A 22744-nucleotide genomic window follows, 5' to 3' on the forward strand; every position below is an offset into this window, starting at 1 on the left:
ACCCCGGGATATTTGTCTGAAGAAGAAGCTCAGAAAAGCGTCTTCTGGCTCTTGTCGGGATCCGACCTGCGCGCGGTTCTGGAAGGCGGCGCGTCGGGGCGTGCCGCCATGCGGCCATCCTGGAATTCTATTTCGAAACGCGGCGTGCGGGCGGCCTCGTCGCTGCGGGTGATGAGCCCTTCGGGGCCATGCACCACCGCATAGCCGCGTTTCAGCGTTTCCGTATAGCCCAGCGTCTGGCGGAGGCGGTCGAGGCGCTCCAGCGCGTCGCGGCGCGATGGCAGCAGGCGCCGGCCGGCAAGGATCATGCGTTGCGCCAGACCCGCGATCCGGTCGCGGTCGCGGGCGATGTTGCGGCGGGCCTCGGACAGGGTGCGGGCGCGGGCGCGGGTCAGGCGGCCGGAGAGTTCGGCCAGGCGTTCCGCCTGGCGCGCCTGCTGGCGGGTCAGGCCCAGCGGCAGGCGCCGGTGCTGATCGCGCAGGCGTTCGCGGCGGTTGCGCAGATTGCCGCGCAGGGCGGCAAGCGAGAGCGGCAGCGCGTTCAGCCGGTCGCGACGCGCGCGGACAAAGCCTTTCAGCGCCGGCTCGAGCCGTTCGGCAAAAAGGTCGAAGCGCTGCCGGGCCGGGCCGGTCAGCGCCTGCGGCCGGCCGAGCGCGCGACCCAGATCGGTCAGGCGCTGGCGGCGGCGCTGCTGCTGCGATTGGCCGGCGCGGATCATGCGCGTGCCCAGATCCGACAGGCGCAGGGCGAGTTCGGCCCGCACCGGCACCGCGATTTCCGCCGCCGCCGTGGGCGTGGGCGCGCGACGATCCGAGGCGAAATCGATCAGCGTCGTGTCGGTTTCATGCCCCACCGCCGAGATCAGGGGAATCTCGCTGGCGGCCGCCGCGCGGACCACGGATTCCTCGTTGAAGCCCCAGAGGTCCTCGAGGCTGCCGCCGCCGCGCGCCACGATGATCAGGTCGGGACGCGGGATCGGACCTTCGGCGGAGAGCGCGTTGAAGCCGCGGATCGCGGCGCTGACCTGGGGGGCGCAGGCCTCGCCCTGCACGGCCACGGGCCAGATCAGCACGCGGGTCGGAAAGCGGTCGCGCAGCCGGTGCAGGATGTCGCGAATGACCGCGCCCGAGGGCGAGGTCACCACCCCGATCACCCGTGGCAGCCAGGGCAACGGGCGCTTGCGGGCATCGTCGAACAGCCCCTCGGCCGCGAGTTGCTTGCGGCGCTTTTCCAGCATCATCATCAGCGCGCCGGCGCCGGCGGGTTCGATCTCGTCGACGATCAGCTGGTATTTCGACTGGCCGGGAAAGGTGGTCATGCGGCCGGTGGCGATCACCTCGATCCCCTCCTCGGGGCGGGTCGAGAGGCGCGCGGCCTGGCCCTTCCAGCTGACGGCCGCGATCACCGCGCGGTCATCCTTGAGATCGAAATAGAGATGTCCCGAGGAGGGGCGCGAGACGCGGCCAATCTCGCCACGGACGCGAACGCGGCCGAATTCGCCCTCGATCACGCGTTTGACCGCGCCGGAAAGCTCGGAGACGGTGAATTCATGGGCGTTGCCGGCGGGCGTATTCTCGAAAAGCTCCATACCGTGGTTGTGGCGCGCGGCGCGCGCGGGATCAAGGGGATTGATCCGCGCCCGGGCAGTTCCTAGAAGGCGCGGACAGTCGGACAGAAGGGACCTGCGCATGAATATCCTGATCCTCGGCGGCGGCGGGCGCGAACATGCGCTGGCCTGGGCGATCCGGCAGAACCCGAAATGCGACCGGCTGTTCGTGGCGCCGGGAAATGCCGGGATCGAGGCGCTGGCGCGGGTGGCGGCGCTCGACATCCTGTCGGGACCCGCGGTGATCGGCTTTTGCGAGGAGAACGCCATCGATCTGGTGGTGATCGGCCCCGAGGCGCCGCTGGCGGCCGGGGTTGCCGACGATCTGCGCGGCGCCGGGATCCTGGTCTTTGGCCCCTCGAAGATGGCGGCGCGGCTGGAGGCCTCGAAAGCCTTCACCAAGGAGATCTGCGATGCCTGCGGCGCCCCGACCGCCGCCTGGGCGCGCTTTGACGCGCTGGCGCCGGCCCGCGCCCATGTCGCCGCGAAAGGCGCGCCCATCGTCATCAAGGCCGATGGCCTGGCCGCCGGCAAGGGCGTGACCGTCGCGATGACCGAGGCCGAGGCGGTCGCCGCGCTGGAGGAGGCCTTTGGCGGCGCCTTCGGCGCGGCCGGGGCCGAGGTGGTGATCGAGGAATTCATGAGCGGCGAAGAGGCCAGCTTCTTCGTTCTTTGCGACGGCGTGGATTGCCTGCCCATTGGCACGGCGCAGGACCACAAGCGCGTCGGCGAGGGCGACAGCGGCCCCAATACCGGCGGCATGGGGGCCTATTCCCCGGCGCCGGTGCTGACGCAGGCCATTCAGGACCAGGTGATGGCGCGGATCATTCGTCCGACCGTGGCCGAGATGGCCCGGCGCGGGATGCCGTTTCAGGGCGTGCTTTATGCCGGGCTGATGATCGAGAACGGCACGGCGCGGCTGGTCGAATACAATGTGCGCTTCGGCGATCCCGAATGCCAGGTGCTGATGATGCGTCTTGGGGCACAGGCGCTGGATCTGATCCTGGCCTGTGCCGAGGGCCGGCTGTCGGAATGCGCCGTGACCTGGGCCGATGATCATGCCCTGACCGTGGTCATGGCTGCCAGGGGCTATCCGGGCGGCTATGACAAGGGCAGCCGGATCCTGGGCCTGGATACGCTGCCCGAGGATTCCGCGCATATGGTCTTTCATGCCGGCACTGCATGGCATGACGGGGCGATCGTGGCCTCGGGCGGGCGGGTGCTTGCCGCGACCGGGCGCGGTGCGACCCTGGCCGAGGCACATGCGCGCGCCTATGCGCTGGCCGATGCGATCGACTGGCCGCAAGGGTTCCATCGCCGCGATATCGGCTGGCGCGCGCTTTGAGCCGCCGTCCGGGCGGCGCTGCCGGCATGGATATTTGCATGAAGAAGAAAAGGCGCGGGCGGGCGCCCGGCGCGCCTGTCCTGACGACCGGCAGATAAATTGTGCGGCCGCGGCGGTTTCGGTCTTTGCAAGTCGCCTGAGGCGGTTCTATAGTCCGGGCCATGACTCGGATGCGACACATCGCCACTGCCAGGAACGCGCGAATAAGCGCGCGCTTTGCCGTGAGCCTCCGCGGTCTGCTGCTTCTTACGCTGCGCTGAGCGGGTCTTCCGGGCCGCCGCTCAGCCAGGTTCGTGCCCGGCTTTACGGATCAGCAACGAATTCAGCGTAAGAAAGACCCCGATATGACCGACAAGAACCGCGTATTCATATTCGACACCACATTGCGCGACGGCGAGCAGTCGCCGGGCGCCACCATGACCCATGCCGAAAAGCTGGAAATCGCCCAGATGCTGGACGAGATGGGCGTGGACATCATCGAGGCGGGTTTCCCCATCGCCTCGGAGGGCGATTTCGCCGCCGTGAGCGAGATCGCCAGACAGGCGCGAAACAGCGTGATCTGCGGGCTGGCGCGCGCACAACTGCCCGATATCGACCGCTGCTGGGAAGCGGTGAGGCACGCGAAACGCCCGCGCATCCACACCTTCATCGGCACCTCGCCCCTGCACCGCGCGATCCCCGGTCTGGACATGGACCAGATGGCCGAGCGGATCGAGCAGACGGTGACCCATGCCCGCAACCTGTGCGACAATGTGCAGTGGTCGCCGATGGATGCCACCCGGACCGAGCATGATTATCTGTGTCGCGTGGTCGAAATCGCGATCAGATGCGGCGCCAACACCATCAATATCCCGGACACCGTCGGCTATACCGCGCCGCGCGAAAGCGCCGATCTGATCCGCATGCTGCTGGAACGCGTGCCGGGCGCCGATGAGGTCGTCTTTGCCACCCATTGCCACAACGATCTGGGCATGGCGACGGCGAACTCGCTGGCCGCGGTCGAGGCCGGCGCGCGCCAGATCGAATGCACGATCAACGGCCTGGGCGAGCGTGCCGGCAATACCGCGCTGGAAGAGGTGGTGATGGCCATGCGCGTGCGCAACGACATCATGCCCTATTCCACCGGCATAGACACCACCAAGATCATGGGCCTGTCGCGGCGCGTGGCGCAGGTCTCGGGCTTTCCGGTGCAGTTCAACAAGGCGATCGTCGGCAAGAACGCGTTCCTGCATGAATCCGGCATTCATCAGGACGGGGTGCTGAAGAATGTCGAGACATTCGAGATCATGCGCCCCGCCGATATCGGTCTCAATGAAGCCAATATCGTCATGGGCAAGCATTCGGGCCGGGCCGCGCTGCGCTCGAAGCTGCGCGACCTGGGTTATGACCTGGGCGATAACCAGTTGAAAGATGTCTTTGTCCGCTTCAAGGCGCTGGCCGATCGCAAGAAGGAAATCTATGACGACGATCTGGTCGCGCTGATGCAGGACAGCACGGCCAATACCGAAGACGATTACCTGCAGGTCAAGCATCTGCGCGTGGTCTGCGGCAGCGACGGGCAATCGGCAGATCTGACCATGATCGTCGGCGATGAGGAAAAGACCGTCCATGCGACCGGCGACGGGCCGGTCGACGCCTGCTTCAACGCTGTCAAGGCGATCTGGCCGCATCAGGCGCGGTTGCAGCTGTATCAGGTCCATGCCGTGACCGAGGGAACCGACGCCCAGGCCACCGTCAGCGTCCGGATGGAGGAGGAGGGCCGCATCGCCACTGGCCAGGCGGCCGATACCGACACCATCCTGGCCAGCGTCAAGGCCTATGTCGGCGCCCTGAACCGGCTGAAGGTCAGGCGCGAAATGGTCGGTGAAGGGGCCGACAAGAAACAGGTCAGCATGTATTCGCATTGAATCGCGCAACCAACCGGCTTAGGCGCGGGCCTTCCCGCGCCATGCCGCCCGAGCGGCGATCGGGGCAGTTCTCCCCGCTCGCCCTGCGGGGCACTGCCTGCCCCGCGCGGCGTCACTCGGGGGACAGCCAAGCGTTCTCGACGTTACGGATGTGCCGTCTTCGGTCGCATGGCAGCGCCTTCGCGTCGCCGGAGCGGTCATTCAGGCAAGCTGTTTCTTCTGGGCAAATTCCAGGTCAACCCCTTGCAGAAAGGGAAAATCGTCCTCCAGCAGTTCCTGAAACGCCTCGCCGTCGATCTCATGGAACCAGCGTGGCCAGCGCCAGGTGCGTTTCTCGGCCGAGTCGCCCTCGTCCCAGCGTAACTGCACATAGCCCAGCCCGTCAGGATCGGTGAATGACGGAAAATTCCTGGGCAGCTGGAAATGATTATAGGCATAGATGCAGCGCCCCGGCATCCGCATCCGCACGGCCGCCCCGGCGCCGACAAAGGCCTGGTGCGTGTGGTGAAACTTGACCGGCTCGCCGTCGTAACTGCCGAAAACCAACCCGTTGGGAGAGCTGAAACCGAAGCCGGGCAGATCGGTAAAGCGCTGCGCCGTGCTGCGGATGCGGTCCACATGGTGGCGGCTGAAGGCGTCGTCATCATCGACCCGGAACTGGATGACCGGCCGTCCCGCCTGATCGGCCGCCTCGAGCAGATGCGATCTCAGCGCGTCCATCGGCGTCCGCTCACCCGAGACGATGATCCGGATCTGCGGCACGTCGGCGCAAAGATCCCGCAGCCGTTCCAGCCATGGTTTCGGCATTTCCGGCGAGGTCAGAAACCAGAAGCGGAAATCCGCATCCGTCTGGGCCTTGATCGAGGGCAGGCACAGGGTCTCGAAGGCGGTGAAACGGCGCGTCAGCCGCTCGTCGGCATAGAGCTTCGGGATGCGTCCGGCGATGACCTCCGGTGCGCCGCCGCCTTCCTTGCGCGTCTCGACCCAGTCGCATTTTCCCAGGAACGAGAACCGGCAGATGCCCACGATATCGTCGCGCAAGAGTTGTTCCCTTCTGAAATCCGGCATCCTTAACGGACTGTTAGGTATGTGCTGCTATGGGGTCAAGCATGAGCGGTCATCACTTTGCGCGACGCGGCGCCGGCGGGGGCAAGTTTCGGGTTTTCCCCGGCCATGGCACGGCCTATATGTCGCCAACCTCCGGCGGGGCGACTCACCGGGCAATGGGGATTGGCCGTTCGCAAAGGACGGCGCAGGCGCCGTCGAGGCAGGGACAGCAGAAGGGATAATCACATGGCCTTTGGCGGATTGTTTTCCACCGATATCGCGATCGATCTGGGCACCGCGAACACGCTGGTTTATGTCAAGGGCAAAGGCATCATCCTGAACGAGCCCTCGGTCGTGGCCTATCACGTCAAGGACGGCAAGAAGCAGGTTCTGGCGGTGGGCGAGGACGCGAAGCTGATGCTGGGCCGCACCCCCGGCTCGATCGAGGCGATCCGCCCGATGCGCGAGGGGGTCATCGCCGACTTCGACAGCGCCGAGGAAATGATCAAGCATTTCATCAAGAAAGTGTTCAGGCGCACGACATTCTCCAAGCCCAAGATCATCGTCTGCGTACCCCATGGCGCCACCCCGGTCGAGAAACGCGCCATCCGCCAATCCGTCCTGTCGGCCGGCGCGCGCAAGGCGGGGCTGATCGCGGAACCCATCGCCGCGGCCATCGGCGCCGGCATGCCGATCACCGAGCCGACCGGCTCCATGGTGGTCGATATCGGCGGCGGGACGACCGAAGTCGCGGTGCTGTCGCTGGGCGACGTGGTCTATGCGCGCTCGGTCCGGATCGGCGGCGACAGGATGGATGATGCGCTGATCAACTATCTGCGGCGCAATCACAACCTGCTGATCGGCGAATCCACCGCCGAGCGGGTCAAGACCCAGATCGGGACCGCGCGGATGCCCGATGACGGCCGCGGCGCGACGATCATGGTGCGCGGTCGCGACCTGCTGAACGGCATCCCCAAGGAAATGGAGATCACTCAGGCCATGGTCGCCGAGGCGCTGGCCGAGCCGGTGCAGCAGATCTGCGAGGCGGTGATGGTCGCGCTGGAGGCCACGCCGCCCGATCTGGCCGCCGATATCGTCGACCGGGGCGTGATGCTGACCGGCGGCGGCGCCATGCTGGGCGAGCTGGATCTGGCGCTGCGCGAGCAGACCGGCCTGTCGATCAGCCTGGCCGACCAGCCGATGAGCTGTGTCGCCCTGGGCACCGGCAAGGCGCTGGAGTTCGAAAAACAGCTGCGCCACGTGATCGATTACGACAGCTGATCGCGGCAAGATGGCGCGCAAGGGCCCAGATTACGCGGCTCCGGTTCGCCGCATCCTCGTTTCGCTGCTGGTGCTGATGCTGCTGGCGCTGTTCCTGTTCTGGCAGATCGACAGCCCGCGCGCCGAACGCATGCGCGCGCGGTTCATCGACCGTTTCGTGCCCAGTTTCGAATGGGCCATGGTGCCGGTCACCAAGCTGTCGCATATGGTCGCGGGCTTCCAGTCCTATGCCCGTCTCTACGAACAGAACCAGGAATTGCGGCGCGAGCTGCAGAAGATGTCGGCCTGGAAAGAGGCCGCGGTGCAGCTGGAACAGGAAAACGCCAAGCTGCTGGCGCAGAACAATGTTCGCATCGATCCGGCGCTGACCTCGGTCTCGGGCGTGGTGCTGACCGACAGCGGCACGGCATTCCGCCAGTCGGTGCTGCTGAATGTCGGCGCGCGCGACGGCATCGTCGATGGCTGGGCGACAATGGACGGGCTGGGCCTGGTGGGCCGCATCTCGGGCGTCGGGCAGAGCACCAGCCGGGTGCTGCTGCTGACCGACCCGACCAGCCGGATTCCGGTGACCATACAGCCCTCGGGTCAGCATGCGTTGCTGAGCGGCGACAACACCGCCCTGCCCGCGCTGGATTTCGTCGAAAGCCCGGAAAACATCCGGCCCGGCGACCGCGTCGTCAGTTCCGGCGATGGCGGGCTGTTTCCGCCCGGCCTGCTGGTCGGTCAGGTGGCGCTGGCCAGCGACGGGCGCCTGCGGGTCAGGCTGGCGGCGGATTACGGGCGGCTGGAATTCCTGCGCGTTCTGCGCAGCCACCCGGCCGAGCAGCTGCCCGATACGGGGCTGCTGATCCCGCCGCCGGCATTCGACTTCATCGGCCCGCCGATGCCCCCGGGCGGCATCGGCGCGAATGACCAGACCGCGCTGTCCGAGGCGGAGAGCCCGGATGATTGAGCAGGTGCGCCGGCAGCGCAGTCTTGGCACGGCGCTGTTCCTGGCGCTGTTCCTGGCGATCCTGTTCTGGCGGCTGGTGCCCCTGATGCCCGGGCGCGTGGTCTGGCCGGGGCCGGACCTCGCCCTGTGCCTGACGCTCATCTGGGTCCTGCGCCGGCCCAGGCAGCTTCCTGTCCTGGCGATCGGCCTTGCCTTCCTGGTCGAGGATCTTCTTCTGATGCGGCCGGTCGGGCTCTGGGCCGCACTCATGGTGCTTGGCTCCGAGGCCGCACGTAAACGTGAAGCCGCTTGGCGCGAGTTGCCTTTCATGGTTGAATGGCTGCGCGTGGCGATCCTGATCGCGATGCTGATGGCCGCGAACCGCTTTGTCCAGGTGCTGTTTTTCCTGCCGGTGCCGTCGCTTGGGCAGGTAATCTTGCAATATATCGCGACGATCGCGGCCTATCCGGTGATTTCCGGCCTTGCCGGCTGGCTGTTGAACCTGCCCCGCAACCGCGTCGAGACCGACACGAGGCTTCGCTGAGAGATGCGCAAATCGCAAAGGGAAATCGTCGAAAGCAGCCGCGTGATCACGCGGCGCGGGCTGATGCTGGCCACGATTCAGGCGGCGGTGGTGACCGTGCTTGGCCTCAAGCTGCGTTCGATGCAGATCGAACATGCCGATGAATACCGGCTGCTGTCGGACGGCAACTCGATCAAGATCCGCCTGCTGCCGCCGGCGCGCGGGCTGATCCTTGACCGCAACGGCATGATCATCGCCGGCAACGAACAGAATTACCGCGTCACGCTGACCCGCGAAGAGGCGGGCGATGTCTCGGCGGTGATTGCCCGGCTGCGGCGCATCATTCCCATGTCGGATCGTCAGGCCGCCGAGATACTGGCCGAGATCCGCCGGCGCAGCGCCGTCACCCCGGTCATGGTCACCGACCGGCTGAGCTGGCCCGAATTTTCCTCGATCGCGCTGAACGCGCCCGCCCTGCCCGGCGTGACGCCCGAATCCGGCCTGTCGCGCAGCTATCCGCGTCGCGGGGATTTCGCCCATGTGCTGGGCTATGTCGGGCCGGTTTCGGATTACGACCTGTCCAAGATCGACAACCCCGATCCGGTGCTGATGCTGCCCGAGTTCCAGCTGGGCAAGGTCGGCATGGAGGCCAAGCTCGAGCAGGTGCTGCGCGGCAAGGCCGGCGCGCGGCGGGTCGAGGTCAACAGCGCCGGCCGCGAAATGCGCGAACTGTCCCGGCAGGAGGGGCAGCAGGGCGCGACGGTACAGACGACCCTGGATGCCGGCCTGCAGAACTTCGTCGCGCAGCGCCTGGGCGAGGAAAGCGCCGCCGCCGTGGTGATCGACGTGACCAATGGCGATATCGCGGCGATCTCGTCCTCGCCGGTCTTCGACCCCAACAAGTTCGTGCGCGGCATCAGCGGCCCCGATTACCGCGCGCTGATGGAGCATGACCACCGGCCGCTGGCCGACAAGACCGTGCAGGGCGCCTATCCCCCCGGCTCGACCTTCAAGATGGTCGCCCTGCTGGCCGGGCTGGAATCGGGTGTGATCAATACCGGCACGCGGTTTTTCTGCCCGGGATACATCACCGTCGCCGGACGCCGCTTTCACTGCTGGAGCCGGGGCGGCCATGGCACCGTCGATGTCATTAAGAGCCTCGCGGAATCCTGTGACATCTACTATTACGAGCTGGCGCAGCGCGTCGGCATCGACCGGATCGCGGCGATGGCGCGCAGGATGGGGATCGGTGTCCACCATGACCTGCCCATGTCCGCGATCACCGAGGGCATCGCGCCGGATCGTGCCTGGAAGATGGCGCGCTATCAGCAGGAATGGCAGATCGGCGATTCGATCAATGCCTCGATCGGTCAGGGCTATGTGCTGGCCTCGCCCCTGCAACTGGCGGTGATGGCGGCGCGCGTCGCGACCGGCCGCGCGGTCGCGCCGCGGCTGGTCCGCGCCATTGACGGCATCCAGGAGCCCGAGCCGGATTTCCCGGACCTGGGGCTGAATCCGCTGAACCTTCGCGCCGCCCGCATGGGTATGGATGCGGTGATGAACAGCAGTCGCGGCACCGCGCGCCGCATGCGCATCACCGCACCGGAATGGCGCCTGGCCGGCAAGACCGGCACCAGCCAGGTGCGCAACATCACCGCGGCCGAACGCGCCCGCGGCGTCATCAAGAACGAACAGCTGCCCTGGAACCGCCGCGACCATGCGCTCTTCGTCTGTTTCGCGCCCTTCGATGCGCCGCGCTATGCGGTCTCGGTGGTGGTCGAACATGGCGGCGGCGGATCGGCCGTGGCGGCGCCGATCGCGCGGGACATCATGCTGTTTGCGCTGGCCGGCGGGTTGCCGCCGCTTTCGGCCTATCCCGACGGCGAACGCGCCAAGGTCCAGGAGATGTGGTCGCGCATGGACCTGATGCCAAGCGCCGCGCCGAAAACCGAAAGGGCCAAGGCCTGACATGAACTATCTCGACTATCAGGTCGCACAGGTTCCGACCGGCTGGCGCAAGATTTTTCACCTGAACTGGCCGCTCGTGTTTCTGATCACCGCGGTCAGCTGCATCGGCTTTCTGATGCTCTATTCCGTCTCGGGCGGCAATATCGAGCAATGGGCCGCGCCGCAGATGAAGCGTTTCGCGGTCGGCGTGGTGCTGATGATCGCGCTGGCCTTTGTGCCGATCTGGTTCTGGCGCTCGATCTCGGTGGCCGCCTATGCGATCTGCGTGCTCTTGCTGGTGCTGGTCGATCTGATCGGCGATGTCGGCATGGGCGCGCAGCGCTGGCTGGTGGTCGGGCCGATCCGCATTCAGCCGTCCGAGCTGACCAAGGTCGCCTTCGTGATGACGCTGGCGGCCTATTACGACTGGCTGCCGGTCGAAAAGGTCTCGCGCCCGCTCTGGGTGCTGATCCCTGTCGTGCTGATCCTGTTGCCCACGGCGCTGGTGGTGATGCAGCCCGATCTGGGCACCTCGATCATGCTGATCGCGGGGGGCGGCATCGTGATGTTCGTCGCCGGCGTCAGCCTGTGGTATTTCGCCGGCGTCATCGCCATCGCCGTCGCCGGCGTCACCGCCGTGATGAAGAGCCGGGGCACCAGTTGGCAGCTGCTGCGCGACTACCAGTTCCGCCGCATCGATACCTTCCTTGATCCCGGCCTAGACCCTCTGGGCGCGGGCTACAACATCGCGCAGGCGCAGATCGCCCTGGGCTCGGGCGGCTGGTCGGGCCGCGGCTTCATGCAGGGCACGCAGTCGCGGCTGAACTTCCTGCCCGAGAAGCACACGGATTTCATCTTTACCTCGCTGGCCGAGGAATTCGGCTTTGTCGGCGCCGGCTCGCTGCTGGTTCTATACGTGCTGATCCTGGGCTTCTGCCTGCATTCGGCGCTGACCAACCGGGATCGCTTTGCCAGCCTGATGACCATCGGCATCGCCGGCACGTTTTTCCTGTATTTCTCGATCAACATGGCGACGGTGATGGGCATGCTGCCGGCCAAGGGCTCGCCCCTGCCGCTGGTCAGCTATGGCGGCACCTCGCTGATGATCCTGCTCATGGCCTTTGGCATCGTGCAGTCGGCCCATGTCCACAGGCCGCGCGGATGAAGGTGCTTTTCGCCGCCCGCGCCGCGCTGTGGGACAGCTGGGCCCCCGCCCTGCGCCGCGCCTGCCCCGAGATGGATCTGCACCGCGAGGGCGACCCCGCCAGTTTCGACGCGCTGATTTACGCCCCGGGCTTTCCCGAGAATGGCGAGGTGCTGGATTTCACGCCCTTTTCCCGCGCGCGGATCGTGCAAAGCCTCTGGGCCGGGGTCGAGCAGATCGTGACCAACCCGACCCTGACCCAGCCGCTTTGCCGGATGGTCGATCCCGGTCTGGCGCGCGGCATGGCCGAATATTGCGCGGGCTGGGCGATGCGGGCGCATCTGCGCATGGACAGCTTTGCCCAGGACGGCCAGTGGCGGCACGAGATCGTCCCGCCGCTGGCCGAACAGCGTCCGGTCACCATCCTGGGCATGGGCGAACTGGGCCGGGCCTGCGCCGGGGCGCTGACCGCCCTGGGCTTTCGCGTGACCGGCTGGTCGCAATCCGGCCGCCCGGTGCCGGGGGTCGAGGTGCTGCCGGGCGCCGCGCTCAACCAGGCGCTCGGCCGCGCGGAAATCCTGATCTGCCTGCTGCCGGACACGCCGCAGACCCGCAACCTGCTGGATGCGGAACGCCTGGCGCTGCTGCCCAAGGGCGCAACCCTGATCAATGCCGGGCGCGGCAGCCTGATCGACGATGACGCATTGCTCGCCGCGCTGGAGCGGGATCGTCCCGGCCATGCGGTGCTGGACGTGTTCCGCCATGAGCCTTTGCCGGCGGAGCATCCCTTCTGGGCGCATCCGCGCGTGACCGTCACCCCCCATATCGCGGCCGCGACGCGACCCGAAACCGCCGCCGCCATCGCCGCCGAGAACCTGCGCCGCGCGATGCGGGACGAGCCGTTGCTCTATCTGGTGGACCGCGAGCGGGGTTATTGAAAAACGCGCGGCGGACCCGTGTTTGCCGGACGCGCACCGTCATGCTATCGCGGCTTAATCCCGCCGCCCGCCCACGCAACTTGCGCGTGAAGGCCATGCAGGGAATAATTGGCACGAAATCAAGCGGCCGCGTGCCGATCGGAGTGAAGCTATGGCGATTACCCCTGTTCTTCTGGCCGGCGGTTCTGGCACCCGGCTCTGGCCCGTCTCCCGCAAGAGCTTTCCCAAGCAATTCGCCCCGCTGGTGGGCGAGGAAAGCCTGTTCCAGGCCTCGACCCGCCGGCTGTCGGGGCCGCGCTACGGCGCCCCTCTGGTCATGACCAATGCCGATTTCCGCTTTATCGTGGCCGAGCAGCTGGACCAGATCGGCACCGATCCGGCCGCCATCGTGATCGAGCCCGCCGGCCGCAACACCGCGCCCGCGATCCTTGCCGCGGCCCTTTTTGCCAGCGAGCGCGACCCCGATTCCGTGCTGCTGGTCGCGCCTTCGGATCACGTCATCCCCGATGCCGAGGCCTTTGGCCGGGCCGTCGATCTGGGTCTGCCGGCGGCGCAGGCGGGGCGCATCGTGACCTTCGGCATCACTCCCACCCGCCCCGAAACCGGCTATGGCTATATGGAGGCCGAGGGCGCCGGTCAGGGGCCGCTGGTGCTGAAACGCTTTGTCGAAAAGCCCGATGCCGAAAATGCGGCAAGAATGATCGCCCAGGGCAGTTTCCTGTGGAATGCCGGGATTTTCCTCTTCGCGGCCCGGACCATGATCGAGGCGTTCCGCCGCCACGCCCCGGACTACATGGCGCCCGTTCAGGCCGCGCTGACCGAGGCGCGCACCGATCTGGGTTTCCTGCGCCTTGCCCCCGAGCCATGGGACCGCCTGCCCGATCTGTCGGTCGATTATGCGGTTCTGGAAAAGGCCGACAATCTTTCGGTCGTGCGTTTTTCCGGGCACTGGTCCGATCTGGGCGGCTGGGACGCAGTCTGGCGCGAAATGCAGGACGGCGCGCCCGCCGAACGCGGCGCGGTCGCCGATGCGCGCTCGACCGCCATAGATTGCGACAATGTTCTGCTGCGCTCGCAGGATGAGGGGATCGAGGTTGTCGGCATCGGGCTGAAGGACGTGATGGTGATTTCGACCAGTGACGCGGTGCTGGTCGCCGGCATGGACCGGGCGCAGGATGTTCGTCAGGCGGTCAGCGCGCTCAAGGAAAAGGGCGCGCGCCAGGCCGAGGTCTTCCTGCGCGACCATCGCCCCTGGGGCTGGTTCGAGACGCTGGCGCTGGCCGAGCGGTTCCAGGTCAAGCGCATCGTCGTCAATCCCGGCGCGGCGCTGTCGCTGCAATCGCATTTCCACCGATCCGAACACTGGATCGTGGTCAGTGGCACGGCCCGCGTGACAGTCGACGAAACCGTCACCCTGGTGACCGAAAACCAGTCGATCTATGTGCCGCTGGGCGCCGTTCACCGGATGGAAAACCCCGGCAAGGTGCCGATGGTGCTGATCGAGGTCCAGACCGGCGTCTATCTGGGCGAAGACGATATCGTGCGCTATGAGGATGTCTATTCGCGCGGCTGATCGCGCTTTCGTGCGGGGACGTTTCTTGCGACCCGGCACCCTGCCGGCTAACCATGGCCGAAAACCCGCCGGGCCGAGGGCATCATGATGAAAACCCTGATCTCAGCCGCGCTGCTGGCGGTTTGCGCATATTCGGCGCAGGCCGCCGGACTGGTCGTGCAATTGACCGGCCCCGCGCCCGTCCGCTTCGCCGGCTATGCGCTGGCCGAGGCACGCGGCTATTACGCCGAGGAGGGGCTGGAGGTCGCGCTGCGCCGCGCCGAGGAAACCGCCCCGTTCGAGGCGCTGGCGCGCGGCCGCGCGGATCTGGCGGTCGGGACCCTGCCCGTCGCCCTTCTGGCACGCGAACACGGCCTGCCCCTGGTGAATTTCGCGCAGCCCCTTGCCCAACCCGCCCTGCGCCTGACCTGCCTCGACGAGGCGGGCGTCAAGGGCGCTGCCGATCTGCGCGGAAAGACGATCGGCAGCCGTTTCGACGGTCAGGAACTGGCGCTGACCGCCTGGCTGAACCGGCTGGGACTGGTCGACGATCACAGCCCCGCCGGGGTCTCGGTCCTGCGGCAATGGCCCGATGCCGCCGATATGCTGCGCCAAAGGCAGGTGGCCTGTATCGTCAGCCATAGCTTTGCTGCGCCACCCGGTCCGGGCACCGTCACGCTGGACCCCGCGATACAGGGCGCGGAGGTGCTTGAGGACGGGCTCTATACGTTGCAGGAAAACCTGGACGACCCGGAGATGCGGGAACGGCTGGCCGGATTCCTGCGCGCCAGCATGCGCGGCTGGCGCGAGGCCGCCCGCGACCCCGAGGGCACGGCGCGGCTGATCCTGGGCCCGGACCCGGATGAGGGCGTGTTGCAACGCCGGATCGAGGAATTGCGGGGCATCGCCGCGCTCCTTTCCAACTCGGGCAGGCTGGACGAGGCCGGCTATCGCCGCAGCGTGGACAGTCTGACGGCAGGCGGCCCGGCCGCGGTTCTGCGCGACGCGCCAAGGGGCGCGTTCACCCATGCGATCAGCGACATGGCGGCCGCACAGGGGCAGGACGGCGACCGCAGCGCCGCCACCCGCTGACGTCGCGCGCGCCCCCTTGCCGTCCTGACGCCGGGCGGGCATGAGTGTCTGGAAAGCGAGTGACCATGCCCGACGCCCAGACCCAGCCCAAACGCCACAGCCTGATCGAGGACGCCCAGGGCATTGCCTATGGCAGTTTCATGGCGGCGACCGGCGTCCTGCTGCTGACCCATCTGGGTTTCGTCACCGGACAGACGGCGGGGCTGGCGCTGCTGATCTCATACGCGACGGGCTGGGGGTTCGCGCCGGTCTTCTTTGTCATCAACCTGCCCTTTTACTGGCTGGGCTATAAACGGCTGGGGCTGGCCTTCATGCTGAAAAGCTTTGCCGCGGTGGCGCTGATGTCGGTTCTGGTCGTGTTGCTGCCGCAAGGGCTGGAATTCGGCCGCGTGCATCCCGCCATCGGCGCGGTGCTGATCGGCGGGCTGATCGGCTCGGCCTTGCTGGCATTGTTCCGGCACGGCTCATCGCTGGGCGGGATCGGCATTCTGGCGCTGCATCTGCAGGACGCGACAGGGTTTCGCGCCGGCTGGACGCAGCTGATCTTTGACATCTGCATCTTTGCCACGGCGCTTCTGCTACGCGACTGGCAACTGGTCGCCTGGTCGTTCCTGGGCGCGCTGGTGCTGAACCTGGTGATCGCGATCAACCACCGGCGCGACCGTTATATCGTCTAGGCCGGCACGCCCAATGCGCGTTTGACATTGGCCGTCCAGCCCAGCAGCCGCTGTTCGCCCTCGACGATCGCCGGGCGTTTCATCAGCGAGGGTTTCGCGACCAGCATCTGCAACGGCGTGCCGCCGCGTTCCGCCTCGGACATGCCGCGCCATGTCAGGCTGGCGCGATTGACCAGCTTGTCGCCGAATTCGTCGATCATCCCGCGCCACTCGGACTCGGAGAGCGGATCGGCCTTGACGTCGCGAAACTCGACCTGCCAGCCGCCGGCCTCCAATGCGGCCTGCGCCTTTTGGCAGGTCGAGCAATGGGCCAGCCCGTACATCGTGATTTGACCCGCCATCACACCCCCGGAACCAGCGGCACGTTACACGCCGAAACGGCGAGCACGGCAAAGAACAGAACAAGTGCCTTCAATTTCCTACCTCCCTATCCATCCCGCGCCAGGGGCGGCGCGGTCAATGCCGGTCGTCATGCAGCCGCGCCTTGATGCGGCGCATCGCCAGCCAGACGCCGGCCACCACCACCGGCGTCAGCGCGGCGATCAGGACAGCCTTGTCGATATTCATCGCCTTGGCCAGCGGATAGAGCGCGTAACCGGCCAGCCCGACCGCGTAATAGCTGATCGCCACCACCGAAAGCCCCTCGACCGTGTGCTGCAGGCGAAGCTGCAGGTCGGCGCGGCGATCCATGCGCTGCATCAGCGCCTGATTCTGCGCGCCGCGCCAGACATCGACGCGGGTCCGCAACAGATCGCCGGCGCGCTCGCTGCGGTCCAGAACCGCCAGCAGCCGCCTTTCGGCGGATTTCGCAGTGCGCATCGCCGGATGATAGCGCCGCGACATGAATTCGGTCAGCATCTGCCCGCCCATGAACCGCGTCTCGCGCAGGGCAGCGACGCGGTCCTGAACGATCGCCTCATAGGCCGAGGTGGCACCAAAGCGAAAGGCATGCTCGCTGGCCGCGCTTTCCAGCTGCGCGGAAACCGCCAGCAATTCGTGCAGCAGGGCCTCGGCGGGGCGGGATTCGTCGCTCATCCCCTGCACGATATCGTTCAGCCGCGGCTCCAGCGCGTTCAGCTGATCGGCCACCACGCGGGCGCGGCCCAGCCCCAGCATCGACATGACGCGGTAGGTCTCAAGCTCCAGCAGGCGCTGGACGATGCGGCCGATGCGGGCCGGATCGGTGCCCGGCTTGACAAAGACCGCGAAGCGCATCCAGCCCGCCGGATCGATGCGGAAATCGCCCGCCACCACGGCCGCCTCCTGCAGCACCCAGACCGAGGCCAGGCTGTCATCGGCGAACCATTCCGAAAGGCGTGGCCTGATATCGGCCGGGTTCTCGGGCAGGATATCCACATGGATCATCAGCGCGGCGATCCGCTTGCCCGGCGCCTGCCGCTGCCAGTCATCGGCGAAGATCTCGCCCGCCGAAGGGTCGAATGGACGCGCCGGCAGCCCCGCGACCGAGGCGGCATAGGTCACGAATTCGGTATGGCTTTCCCACCGCAGCTGATAGCGCCCCAGCTGGCACGCATAATGGCCGGCGCTGGCCTCGGGGGGCGGCGCGCCGTGGCGGGCGCAAAGCTCGGCCAGATGCGCAAGATCGCGGCCGCGATCCCGGCTGGCGGCATCGCCGCGCTGCTTGATGGCCAGAAAGACCACAGTGCAGGGCGCCTTGAGCCGCGGCGAGGGCCGGGCGTGCAGCTCGTTGACCAGCTTGTAGCGTTGCGGATGTTCGTCCTGATCGTTCATGCGCGCATGTTCCGTAGAAGCCCCGGTGCTGGCAACCGGAAAAACCGCGCGGCGCAGCCTGTCGCGCATTTCTGCAACGCCGCCGCCGTTGCTTCAGGCTTTCGTGAACGGGCGCCGCATTGCCGAATATGCGCCGGACGGGCAAAATGCCCGGAAAGCAGGAACATGGGGGACATTGCGGATGATTGTCTGGCTGGGGCGGAGCTTCGCCATCGCGCTGATTCTGGGGCTGGCCGCATGCGCGCCCCGTGACAGCAAGTTCAAGACCTATTCCGGCCCCGAGGTCACGCAGGTGGTGGTCAACAAGGGCGCGCGGCAGCTGTTGCTCTATAACGGCGAGACGGTGCTCAAGGCCTATCGCATCGGGCTGGGCAACGAGCCGGTCGGCGACAAGCAGTTCGAGGGCGACGGCAAGACGCCGGAGGGCAATTTCATCATCGACCGCCGCAATCCCAACAGCCAGTACCACCTGTCGGTCGGCATCGACTACCCCCAGCCCGAGGACATCGCCGCCGCCGCCGCGGTCGGGCGCAACCCCGGCAGCGACATCTTCGTGCATGGCCTTGGCCCCGAGGGGCGGGTGCTGTCAAAGCAGGAACAGGACTGGACCGCCGGCTGCATCGCCGTCACGGATGACGAAATCGAAGAGATCTATGCCATGGTCAAGGATGGCACCCCCATCCTGATCACGCCGTGATCCAGCCCCCTGGCGCCATGCGGCCGGAATCTGCAGGGCGTTCCGGCCTTGTTTTCATTGACTGAAATACCGACCTGTTCAAAAGGGTATATGTGATTCGCGGGCATTCCGGGGTTAAGATTTCCGTCCAGTATCAACACTGTGCCAAGTAACCTGTTTCATGTACCTGCCGCCCGTCATAACTGATTCGCTGATCGATTCGGCCGAGACCGAGGGCTATGTTCCCGGCTCCATAGAAAGCGTTCTGCGTTTCGGTCCGCATTCACGCTGGTATGCCGGGGCAATCGTCGTCAGTTCGGAACGACGCTCTCATGCCATGGCGACGCGCTGCGCCCTGCTGATCCCGCGCAAGGGCAAACGGACGCGGATGCTGGCGCTGCACCCGGCCCTGCCCGCCGATGTCATCAAATCCATGCTGAACGCGTATTGAGAGACCACGACATGATAAGGGCGGGCCATTTCTGGCCCGCCCCGCGGTTTTTCGATTGTCTGTGCCGGTTTATTCGACCATCGGCAGCAGCTGGTCGATCGACTTCTTGGCATCGCCATAGAACATGCGCGTGTTCTCCTTGTAGAACAGCGGGTTCTCGATGCCGGAGTAGCCGGTCCCCTGCCCGCGCTTGCTGACAAAGACCTGCTTGGCCTTCCAGACCTCCAGCACCGGCATGCCGGCGATCGGGCTGTTGGGATCCTCCTGCGCGGCCGGGTTCACGATATCGTTCGAGCCGATGACGATGGCGACGTCGGTCGAGGGGAAATCCTCGTTGATCTCATCCATCTCCAGCACGATGTCATAAGGCACCTTGGCCTCGGCCAGCAGCACGTTCATGTGCCCCGGCAGGCGGCCTGCGACCGGATGGATCGCGAAACGCACGTTCTTGCCGCGCGCGCGCAGCTTGCGGGTCAGTTCGCTGACCGATTGCTGCGCCTGGGCCACCGCCATGCCATAGCCCGGCACGATGATGATCTCGTCGGCATCGTTCAGCGCTGCGGCCACGCTGTCGGCATCGATGGCGACCTGCTCGCCCTCGATCTCCATCGCGGGGCCGGCCGCGCCGCCGAAGCCGCCCAGGATCACGCTGACGAAATTGCGGTTCATCGCCCGGCACATGATATAGGACAGGATCGCACCCGATGAGCCGACCAGCGCGCCGACCACGATCAGCAGGTCATTGCCCAGCGTGAATCCGATGGCCGCAGCCGCCCAGCCCGAATAGCTGTTCAGCATCGAGACCACCACCGGCATGTCGGCGCCGCCGATCCCCATGATCAGGTGATAGCCGATGAAAAAGGCCAGCAGCGTGATCAGCAGCAGCCACAGGACCGGCGCCCCGGCGGTCGCGTAAAGGATGACCGCCAGCAGCGACAGGGCCGCCGCGCCCGCGTTCAGCATATGCCCGCCGGGCAGCTTGTGGGGCTTGCCGTCGATCCGGCCGGCCAGCTTGCCGAAAGCGACGATCGAGCCGGTAAAGGTCACCGCCCCGATAAAGATGCCAAGCGCCACCTCGATCCTGAGCACGGCGATTTCGGCCGGGGTCTTTGCAGCCAGAACGGCGGCAAAGCCCTGGAACTCGGCCGCGGCATCGGCGGCGCGGGCGCGCAGCACCCGGCCCAGTTCGAACTGGGCGTTGAAGCCGATCAGCACGGCGGCCAGGCCCACGAGGCTGTGCATGGCCGCGACCAGCTGCGGCATCTCGGTCATCTGGACGCGCATGGCGATGACCCAGCCGATCGCGCCGCCGATCGCCAGCATGACCAGCGTGATGCCCCAGTTGCCATAGCCCGGCCCGATCAGCGTGGCAAAGACCGCCAGCGCCATGGCGACGATGCCGTACCAGACCGCGCGCTTGGCGCTTTCCTGTCCCGAAAGCCCGCCCAGCGACAGGATGAACAGGATCGCGGCGACCACATAGGCAGCGGTGGTGAATCCGTATTCCATCATCCCCTCCTTACGACTTCTGGAACATGGCAAGCATCCGGCGCGTGACCAGGAAGCCGCCAAAGATATTGACGCCGGCCATCAGCACCGACAGCGCCGCCAGGATCATCACCAGGGCCGAGCCCGAGCCGATCTGCAGCAGCGCACCGACGATGATGATCGACGAGATCGCATTGGTGATCGCCATCAGCGGCGTGTGCAGCGAATGGCTGACATTCCAGATCACCTGGAAGCCGACAAAGACCGCCAGCACGAAGACGACGAAATGCGCCATGAAAGAGGCCGGCGCGAGCACGCCCACCAGCAGCATCAGCAGCGCGCCGACGGTCAGCAGGGTGACCTGGAAGCGGGTCTGGGCGCGGAATTCGGCCAGTTCCTTGGCGCGGCGCTCCTCAAGGGTCAGCTCCTTGGGCTTTTCCCTCGGCTTCTGGGCGGCGATCGCGGCGACCTTGGGTGGCGGCGGCGGCCAGGTGATGTCGCCGTCATGGGTGACGGTGGCGCCGCGAATGACGTCATCTTCCATGTTCTGGTTGATGACCCCGTCCTTGCCCGGCGTCAGGTCGGACAGCATGTGACGGATATTGTTGCCGTAAAGCTCGGAGGCCTGGGCGCCCATGCGCGACGGGAAATCGGTATAGCCGATGACCACGACGCCGTTCTCGGTCGTCACGCGCTCATCGGGGATGGTCAGTTCGCAATTGCCGCCGCGCTCGGCCGCGAGATCGACGATGACCGAGCCGGTCTTCATCGCCTCGACCATGTCGCGGGTCCACAGCTTGGGCGCATCGCGGCCCGGAATCAGCGCCGTGGTGATGACGATATCCATTTCCGGCGCCAGTTCGCGGAACTTCGCCAGCTGCTTTTCGCGGAACTCGGGCGACGAGGGCGCGGCATAGCCGCCGGTCGCGGCGCCGTCCTGGGCCTGTTCCTCGAAATCCAGAAAGACGAATTCGGCGCCCATCGATTCGATCTGCTCGGCCACCTCGGGGCGCACGTCAAAGGCATAGACCTGCGCGCCCAGGCTGGTCGCGGCGCCGATCGCGGCCAGACCGGCGACGCCGGCACCGACCACCAGCACCTTGGCCGGCGGCACCTTGCCCGCCGCCGTCACCTGGCCGGTGAAGAAGCGGCCGAAATTGTTCGCCGCCTCGATCACCGCACGGTAGCCGGCGATATTGGCCATCGAGGACAGCGCGTCCATCTTTTGCGCGCGGCTGATCCGCGGCACCATGTCCATGGCAATGGCGGTGACGCCCTGCACGCGCGCCTTTTCCAGCAGCTCGGCATTCTGGGCCGGGTAGAAATGCGAAATCAGGGTCTGGCCTTCGCGCATCCGGCCCAGCTCGTCCTCGCTGGGCGGGCGCACCTTGACCACGACATCGGCGGCGGCGATCAGCGCCGCGGCATTCGGCACGACCGAGACGCCCGCGGCCTCGTAATCCGCATCCGAGAAATGCGCCCGCGCGCCCGCCCCCGATTCGATGATGACCTCATGGCCAAGCTTCCTGAGATGAGCTGCCGAGGACGGAGTAACGGCAACCCTCGACTCTCCCTCGTAAGTTTCCTTCAACGCGCCGATCTTCACCAGCCGTCCTCCTGTGTTAGCGTCCGTCAGCGCCCTTGCATATCATCGCGCAACAATCTTTCACAAGAGAGTGACGTAACGGTGTCTCGGATCGAATCAAGTCAGGTCCGCAGCGTAATCGCTGACCAGCAGATGCCGCGGCGGCTCGTCCTCGTGGACCCGGGCGAAGCGGCCGATGGGCGCGGCAAAGATATTGTCGGTCAGATCGTCGTTCACCGTCGAGACCTCGCCGATCAGGACCGGGCCGCCCTCGGCCCAGAACTCGTGCCAGTCGCCCGGCCGCAGGGTGACCGATTCGCCCGGCCCCAGTCGCAGGATGCCGCCGGGCGCCACCTCGCGCGGGACGCCATCGCAATCCACCCGCACCGGCGCATTGCGGTCCATGCGCCCCTGTTCGTCCGAGCCGCAGAGCCGGATCGCCAGGGTCGCACCGTCGCGGTTGATGATATCCTCGGTCTTGATGACATGGGTATGCATGGGGCTGATCTGGTTTTCCTGGCTGATTAGCAGCTTCTCGGCATAGACCATGCCACGCCCGGCCTGCAGATCGGCCAGCCGGCCATTGCGCAGGGTGAACAGGAACAGCCCCAGCCGGTCGAAATCGCCCTGGCCGTAATCGGTGATGTCCCAGCCCAGCCGCGCCTCGCGGATGGCGGGCGTGGCGCGCGCGCGAAACTCCTCCGGGCTCCAATGCGCAAAGGGCGGCAGGTGAAACCCGGATTTCGCGATCATCTCGGCGGCTTCCGCCATGACGCGGTTGATGCGTGAGCGTTCCATGAA

Annotated in this window: 20 protein-coding genes; 13 read left to right on the forward strand and 7 right to left on the reverse strand. The window is 66.5% G+C overall.

Translation table 11 applies throughout. The features are described 5' to 3' along the window. Window positions 1-29: 29 nt before the first annotated feature. Window positions 30-1589 (reverse strand): exodeoxyribonuclease VII large subunit, encoded by a 1560-nt coding sequence (xseA, locus tag IT41_RS02885; protein WP_036738678.1) that lies wholly within the window; start codon window positions 1587-1589, stop codon window positions 30-32. 100 nt (window positions 1590-1689) lie between these two features. On the opposite strand from xseA, the gene purD reads away from it, so the two are divergent. Together purD and IT41_RS02895 are read left to right on the forward strand one after the other, a co-directional pair. Continuing rightward, on the forward strand, window positions 1690-2952 hold the full coding sequence (purD, locus tag IT41_RS02890; protein WP_036738679.1) for a phosphoribosylamine--glycine ligase: 1263 nt from the start codon (window positions 1690-1692) through the stop codon (window positions 2950-2952). Between the two features lie 344 nt (window positions 2953-3296). Continuing rightward, window positions 3297-4859 carry a 2-isopropylmalate synthase gene (locus IT41_RS02895; protein ID WP_036738680.1) on the forward strand — a complete coding sequence of 521 codons (1563 nt, stop codon included), beginning with the start codon at window positions 3297-3299 and terminating at the stop codon, window positions 4857-4859. A gap of 201 nt (window positions 4860-5060) precedes the next feature. Here IT41_RS02895 and IT41_RS02900 read toward each other — a convergent pair whose 3' ends face one another. Then, window positions 5061-5900 (reverse strand): glycosyltransferase, encoded by an 840-nt coding sequence (locus IT41_RS02900; RefSeq protein ID WP_036738681.1) that lies wholly within the window; start codon window positions 5898-5900, stop codon window positions 5061-5063. 252 nt (window positions 5901-6152) lie between these two features. On the opposite strand from IT41_RS02900, the gene IT41_RS02905 reads away from it, so the two are divergent. The 9 genes from IT41_RS02905 to IT41_RS02945 all read left to right on the forward strand — a co-directional run bounded on the left by IT41_RS02905 (window position 6153) and on the right by IT41_RS02945 (window position 15991). Continuing rightward, entirely contained in the window at window positions 6153-7187 is a 1035-nt protein-coding gene (locus tag IT41_RS02905; protein ID WP_036738683.1) for a rod shape-determining protein, read from the forward strand. 10 nt (window positions 7188-7197) lie between these two features. Continuing rightward, entirely contained in the window at window positions 7198-8139 is a 942-nt protein-coding gene (gene mreC / locus IT41_RS02910; protein WP_036738684.1) for a rod shape-determining protein MreC, read from the forward strand. Beyond that, window positions 8132-8662: a hypothetical protein gene (locus IT41_RS02915; protein ID WP_036738686.1), complete on the forward strand. Its 531-nt coding sequence runs from the start codon at window positions 8132-8134 to the stop codon at window positions 8660-8662. Before mreC ends, IT41_RS02915 begins: the two co-directional genes overlap by 8 nt. 3 nt (window positions 8663-8665) lie before the next feature. After that, on the forward strand, window positions 8666-10609 hold the full coding sequence (gene mrdA, locus IT41_RS02920; RefSeq protein ID WP_036738688.1) for a penicillin-binding protein 2: 1944 nt from the start codon (window positions 8666-8668) through the stop codon (window positions 10607-10609). Window position 10610: 1 nt separating this feature from the next. Then, a complete protein-coding gene (rodA, locus tag IT41_RS02925) occupies window positions 10611-11753 on the forward strand; it encodes a rod shape-determining protein RodA (protein WP_036738690.1) in 1143 nt (380 codons plus the stop codon). Continuing rightward, complete coding sequence (locus IT41_RS02930; RefSeq protein ID WP_036738692.1) at window positions 11750-12670, forward strand: 2-hydroxyacid dehydrogenase; 921 nt, start codon at window positions 11750-11752, stop codon at window positions 12668-12670. Before rodA ends, IT41_RS02930 begins: the two co-directional genes overlap by 4 nt. A 151-nt stretch (window positions 12671-12821) precedes the next feature. Continuing rightward, a complete protein-coding gene (locus IT41_RS02935) occupies window positions 12822-14243 on the forward strand; it encodes a mannose-1-phosphate guanylyltransferase/mannose-6-phosphate isomerase (RefSeq protein WP_036738694.1) in 1422 nt (473 codons plus the stop codon). A gap of 87 nt (window positions 14244-14330) precedes the next feature. After that, window positions 14331-15314, forward strand: coding sequence for an ABC transporter substrate-binding protein (locus IT41_RS02940; protein ID WP_052081257.1), 984 nt, complete (start codon window positions 14331-14333; stop codon window positions 15312-15314). A gap of 65 nt (window positions 15315-15379) precedes the next feature. Continuing rightward, the gene (locus IT41_RS02945; protein ID WP_036738696.1) at window positions 15380-15991 is read left to right on the forward strand and encodes a YitT family protein; all 612 of its coding nucleotides are present in this window, start codon (window positions 15380-15382) and stop codon (window positions 15989-15991) included. Here the strand turns inward: IT41_RS02945 and IT41_RS02950 are convergent. Both IT41_RS02950 and IT41_RS02955 read right to left on the reverse strand, forming a co-directional pair. Further along, a complete protein-coding gene (locus IT41_RS02950; protein ID WP_231564679.1) occupies window positions 15988-16332 on the reverse strand; it encodes an arsenate reductase family protein in 345 nt (114 codons plus the stop codon). The genes IT41_RS02945 and IT41_RS02950 overlap by 4 nt on opposite strands. Window positions 16333-16447: 115 nt before the next feature. Continuing rightward, a complete protein-coding gene (locus IT41_RS02955) occupies window positions 16448-17743 on the reverse strand; it encodes a DUF3422 family protein (protein ID WP_036738826.1) in 1296 nt (431 codons plus the stop codon). Between the two features lie 181 nt (window positions 17744-17924). Between IT41_RS02955 and IT41_RS02960 the strand changes: the two genes are divergently transcribed. Both IT41_RS02960 and IT41_RS02965 read left to right on the forward strand, forming a co-directional pair. Beyond that, window positions 17925-18440: a L,D-transpeptidase family protein gene (locus tag IT41_RS02960; protein WP_036738698.1), complete on the forward strand. Its 516-nt coding sequence runs from the start codon at window positions 17925-17927 to the stop codon at window positions 18438-18440. 160 nt (window positions 18441-18600) lie between these two features. Next, window positions 18601-18870, forward strand: a complete 270-nt coding sequence (locus tag IT41_RS02965; RefSeq protein WP_036738700.1) for a hypothetical protein — start codon at window positions 18601-18603, stop codon at window positions 18868-18870. 69 nt (window positions 18871-18939) lie between these two features. Here the strand turns inward: IT41_RS02965 and IT41_RS02970 are convergent, their stop codons facing one another. From IT41_RS02970 to IT41_RS02980, 3 genes are all read right to left on the reverse strand, one after another. Further along, on the reverse strand, window positions 18940-20379 hold the full coding sequence (locus tag IT41_RS02970) for an NAD(P)(+) transhydrogenase (Re/Si-specific) subunit beta (protein ID WP_036738827.1): 1440 nt from the start codon (window positions 20377-20379) through the stop codon (window positions 18940-18942). A 10-nt stretch (window positions 20380-20389) separates the two neighbouring features. Beyond that, on the reverse strand, window positions 20390-21964 hold the full coding sequence (locus tag IT41_RS02975) for a Re/Si-specific NAD(P)(+) transhydrogenase subunit alpha (RefSeq protein WP_036738702.1): 1575 nt from the start codon (window positions 21962-21964) through the stop codon (window positions 20390-20392). 96 nt (window positions 21965-22060) lie between these two features. Continuing rightward, on the reverse strand, window positions 22061-22741 hold the full coding sequence (locus tag IT41_RS02980; RefSeq protein ID WP_036738704.1) for a D-lyxose/D-mannose family sugar isomerase: 681 nt from the start codon (window positions 22739-22741) through the stop codon (window positions 22061-22063). Window positions 22742-22744 lie beyond the last annotated feature (3 nt).

It is taken from the genome of Paracoccus halophilus, assembly GCF_000763905.1.
Taxonomy (GTDB): Bacteria; Pseudomonadota; Alphaproteobacteria; order Rhodobacterales; family Rhodobacteraceae; genus Paracoccus; species Paracoccus halophilus.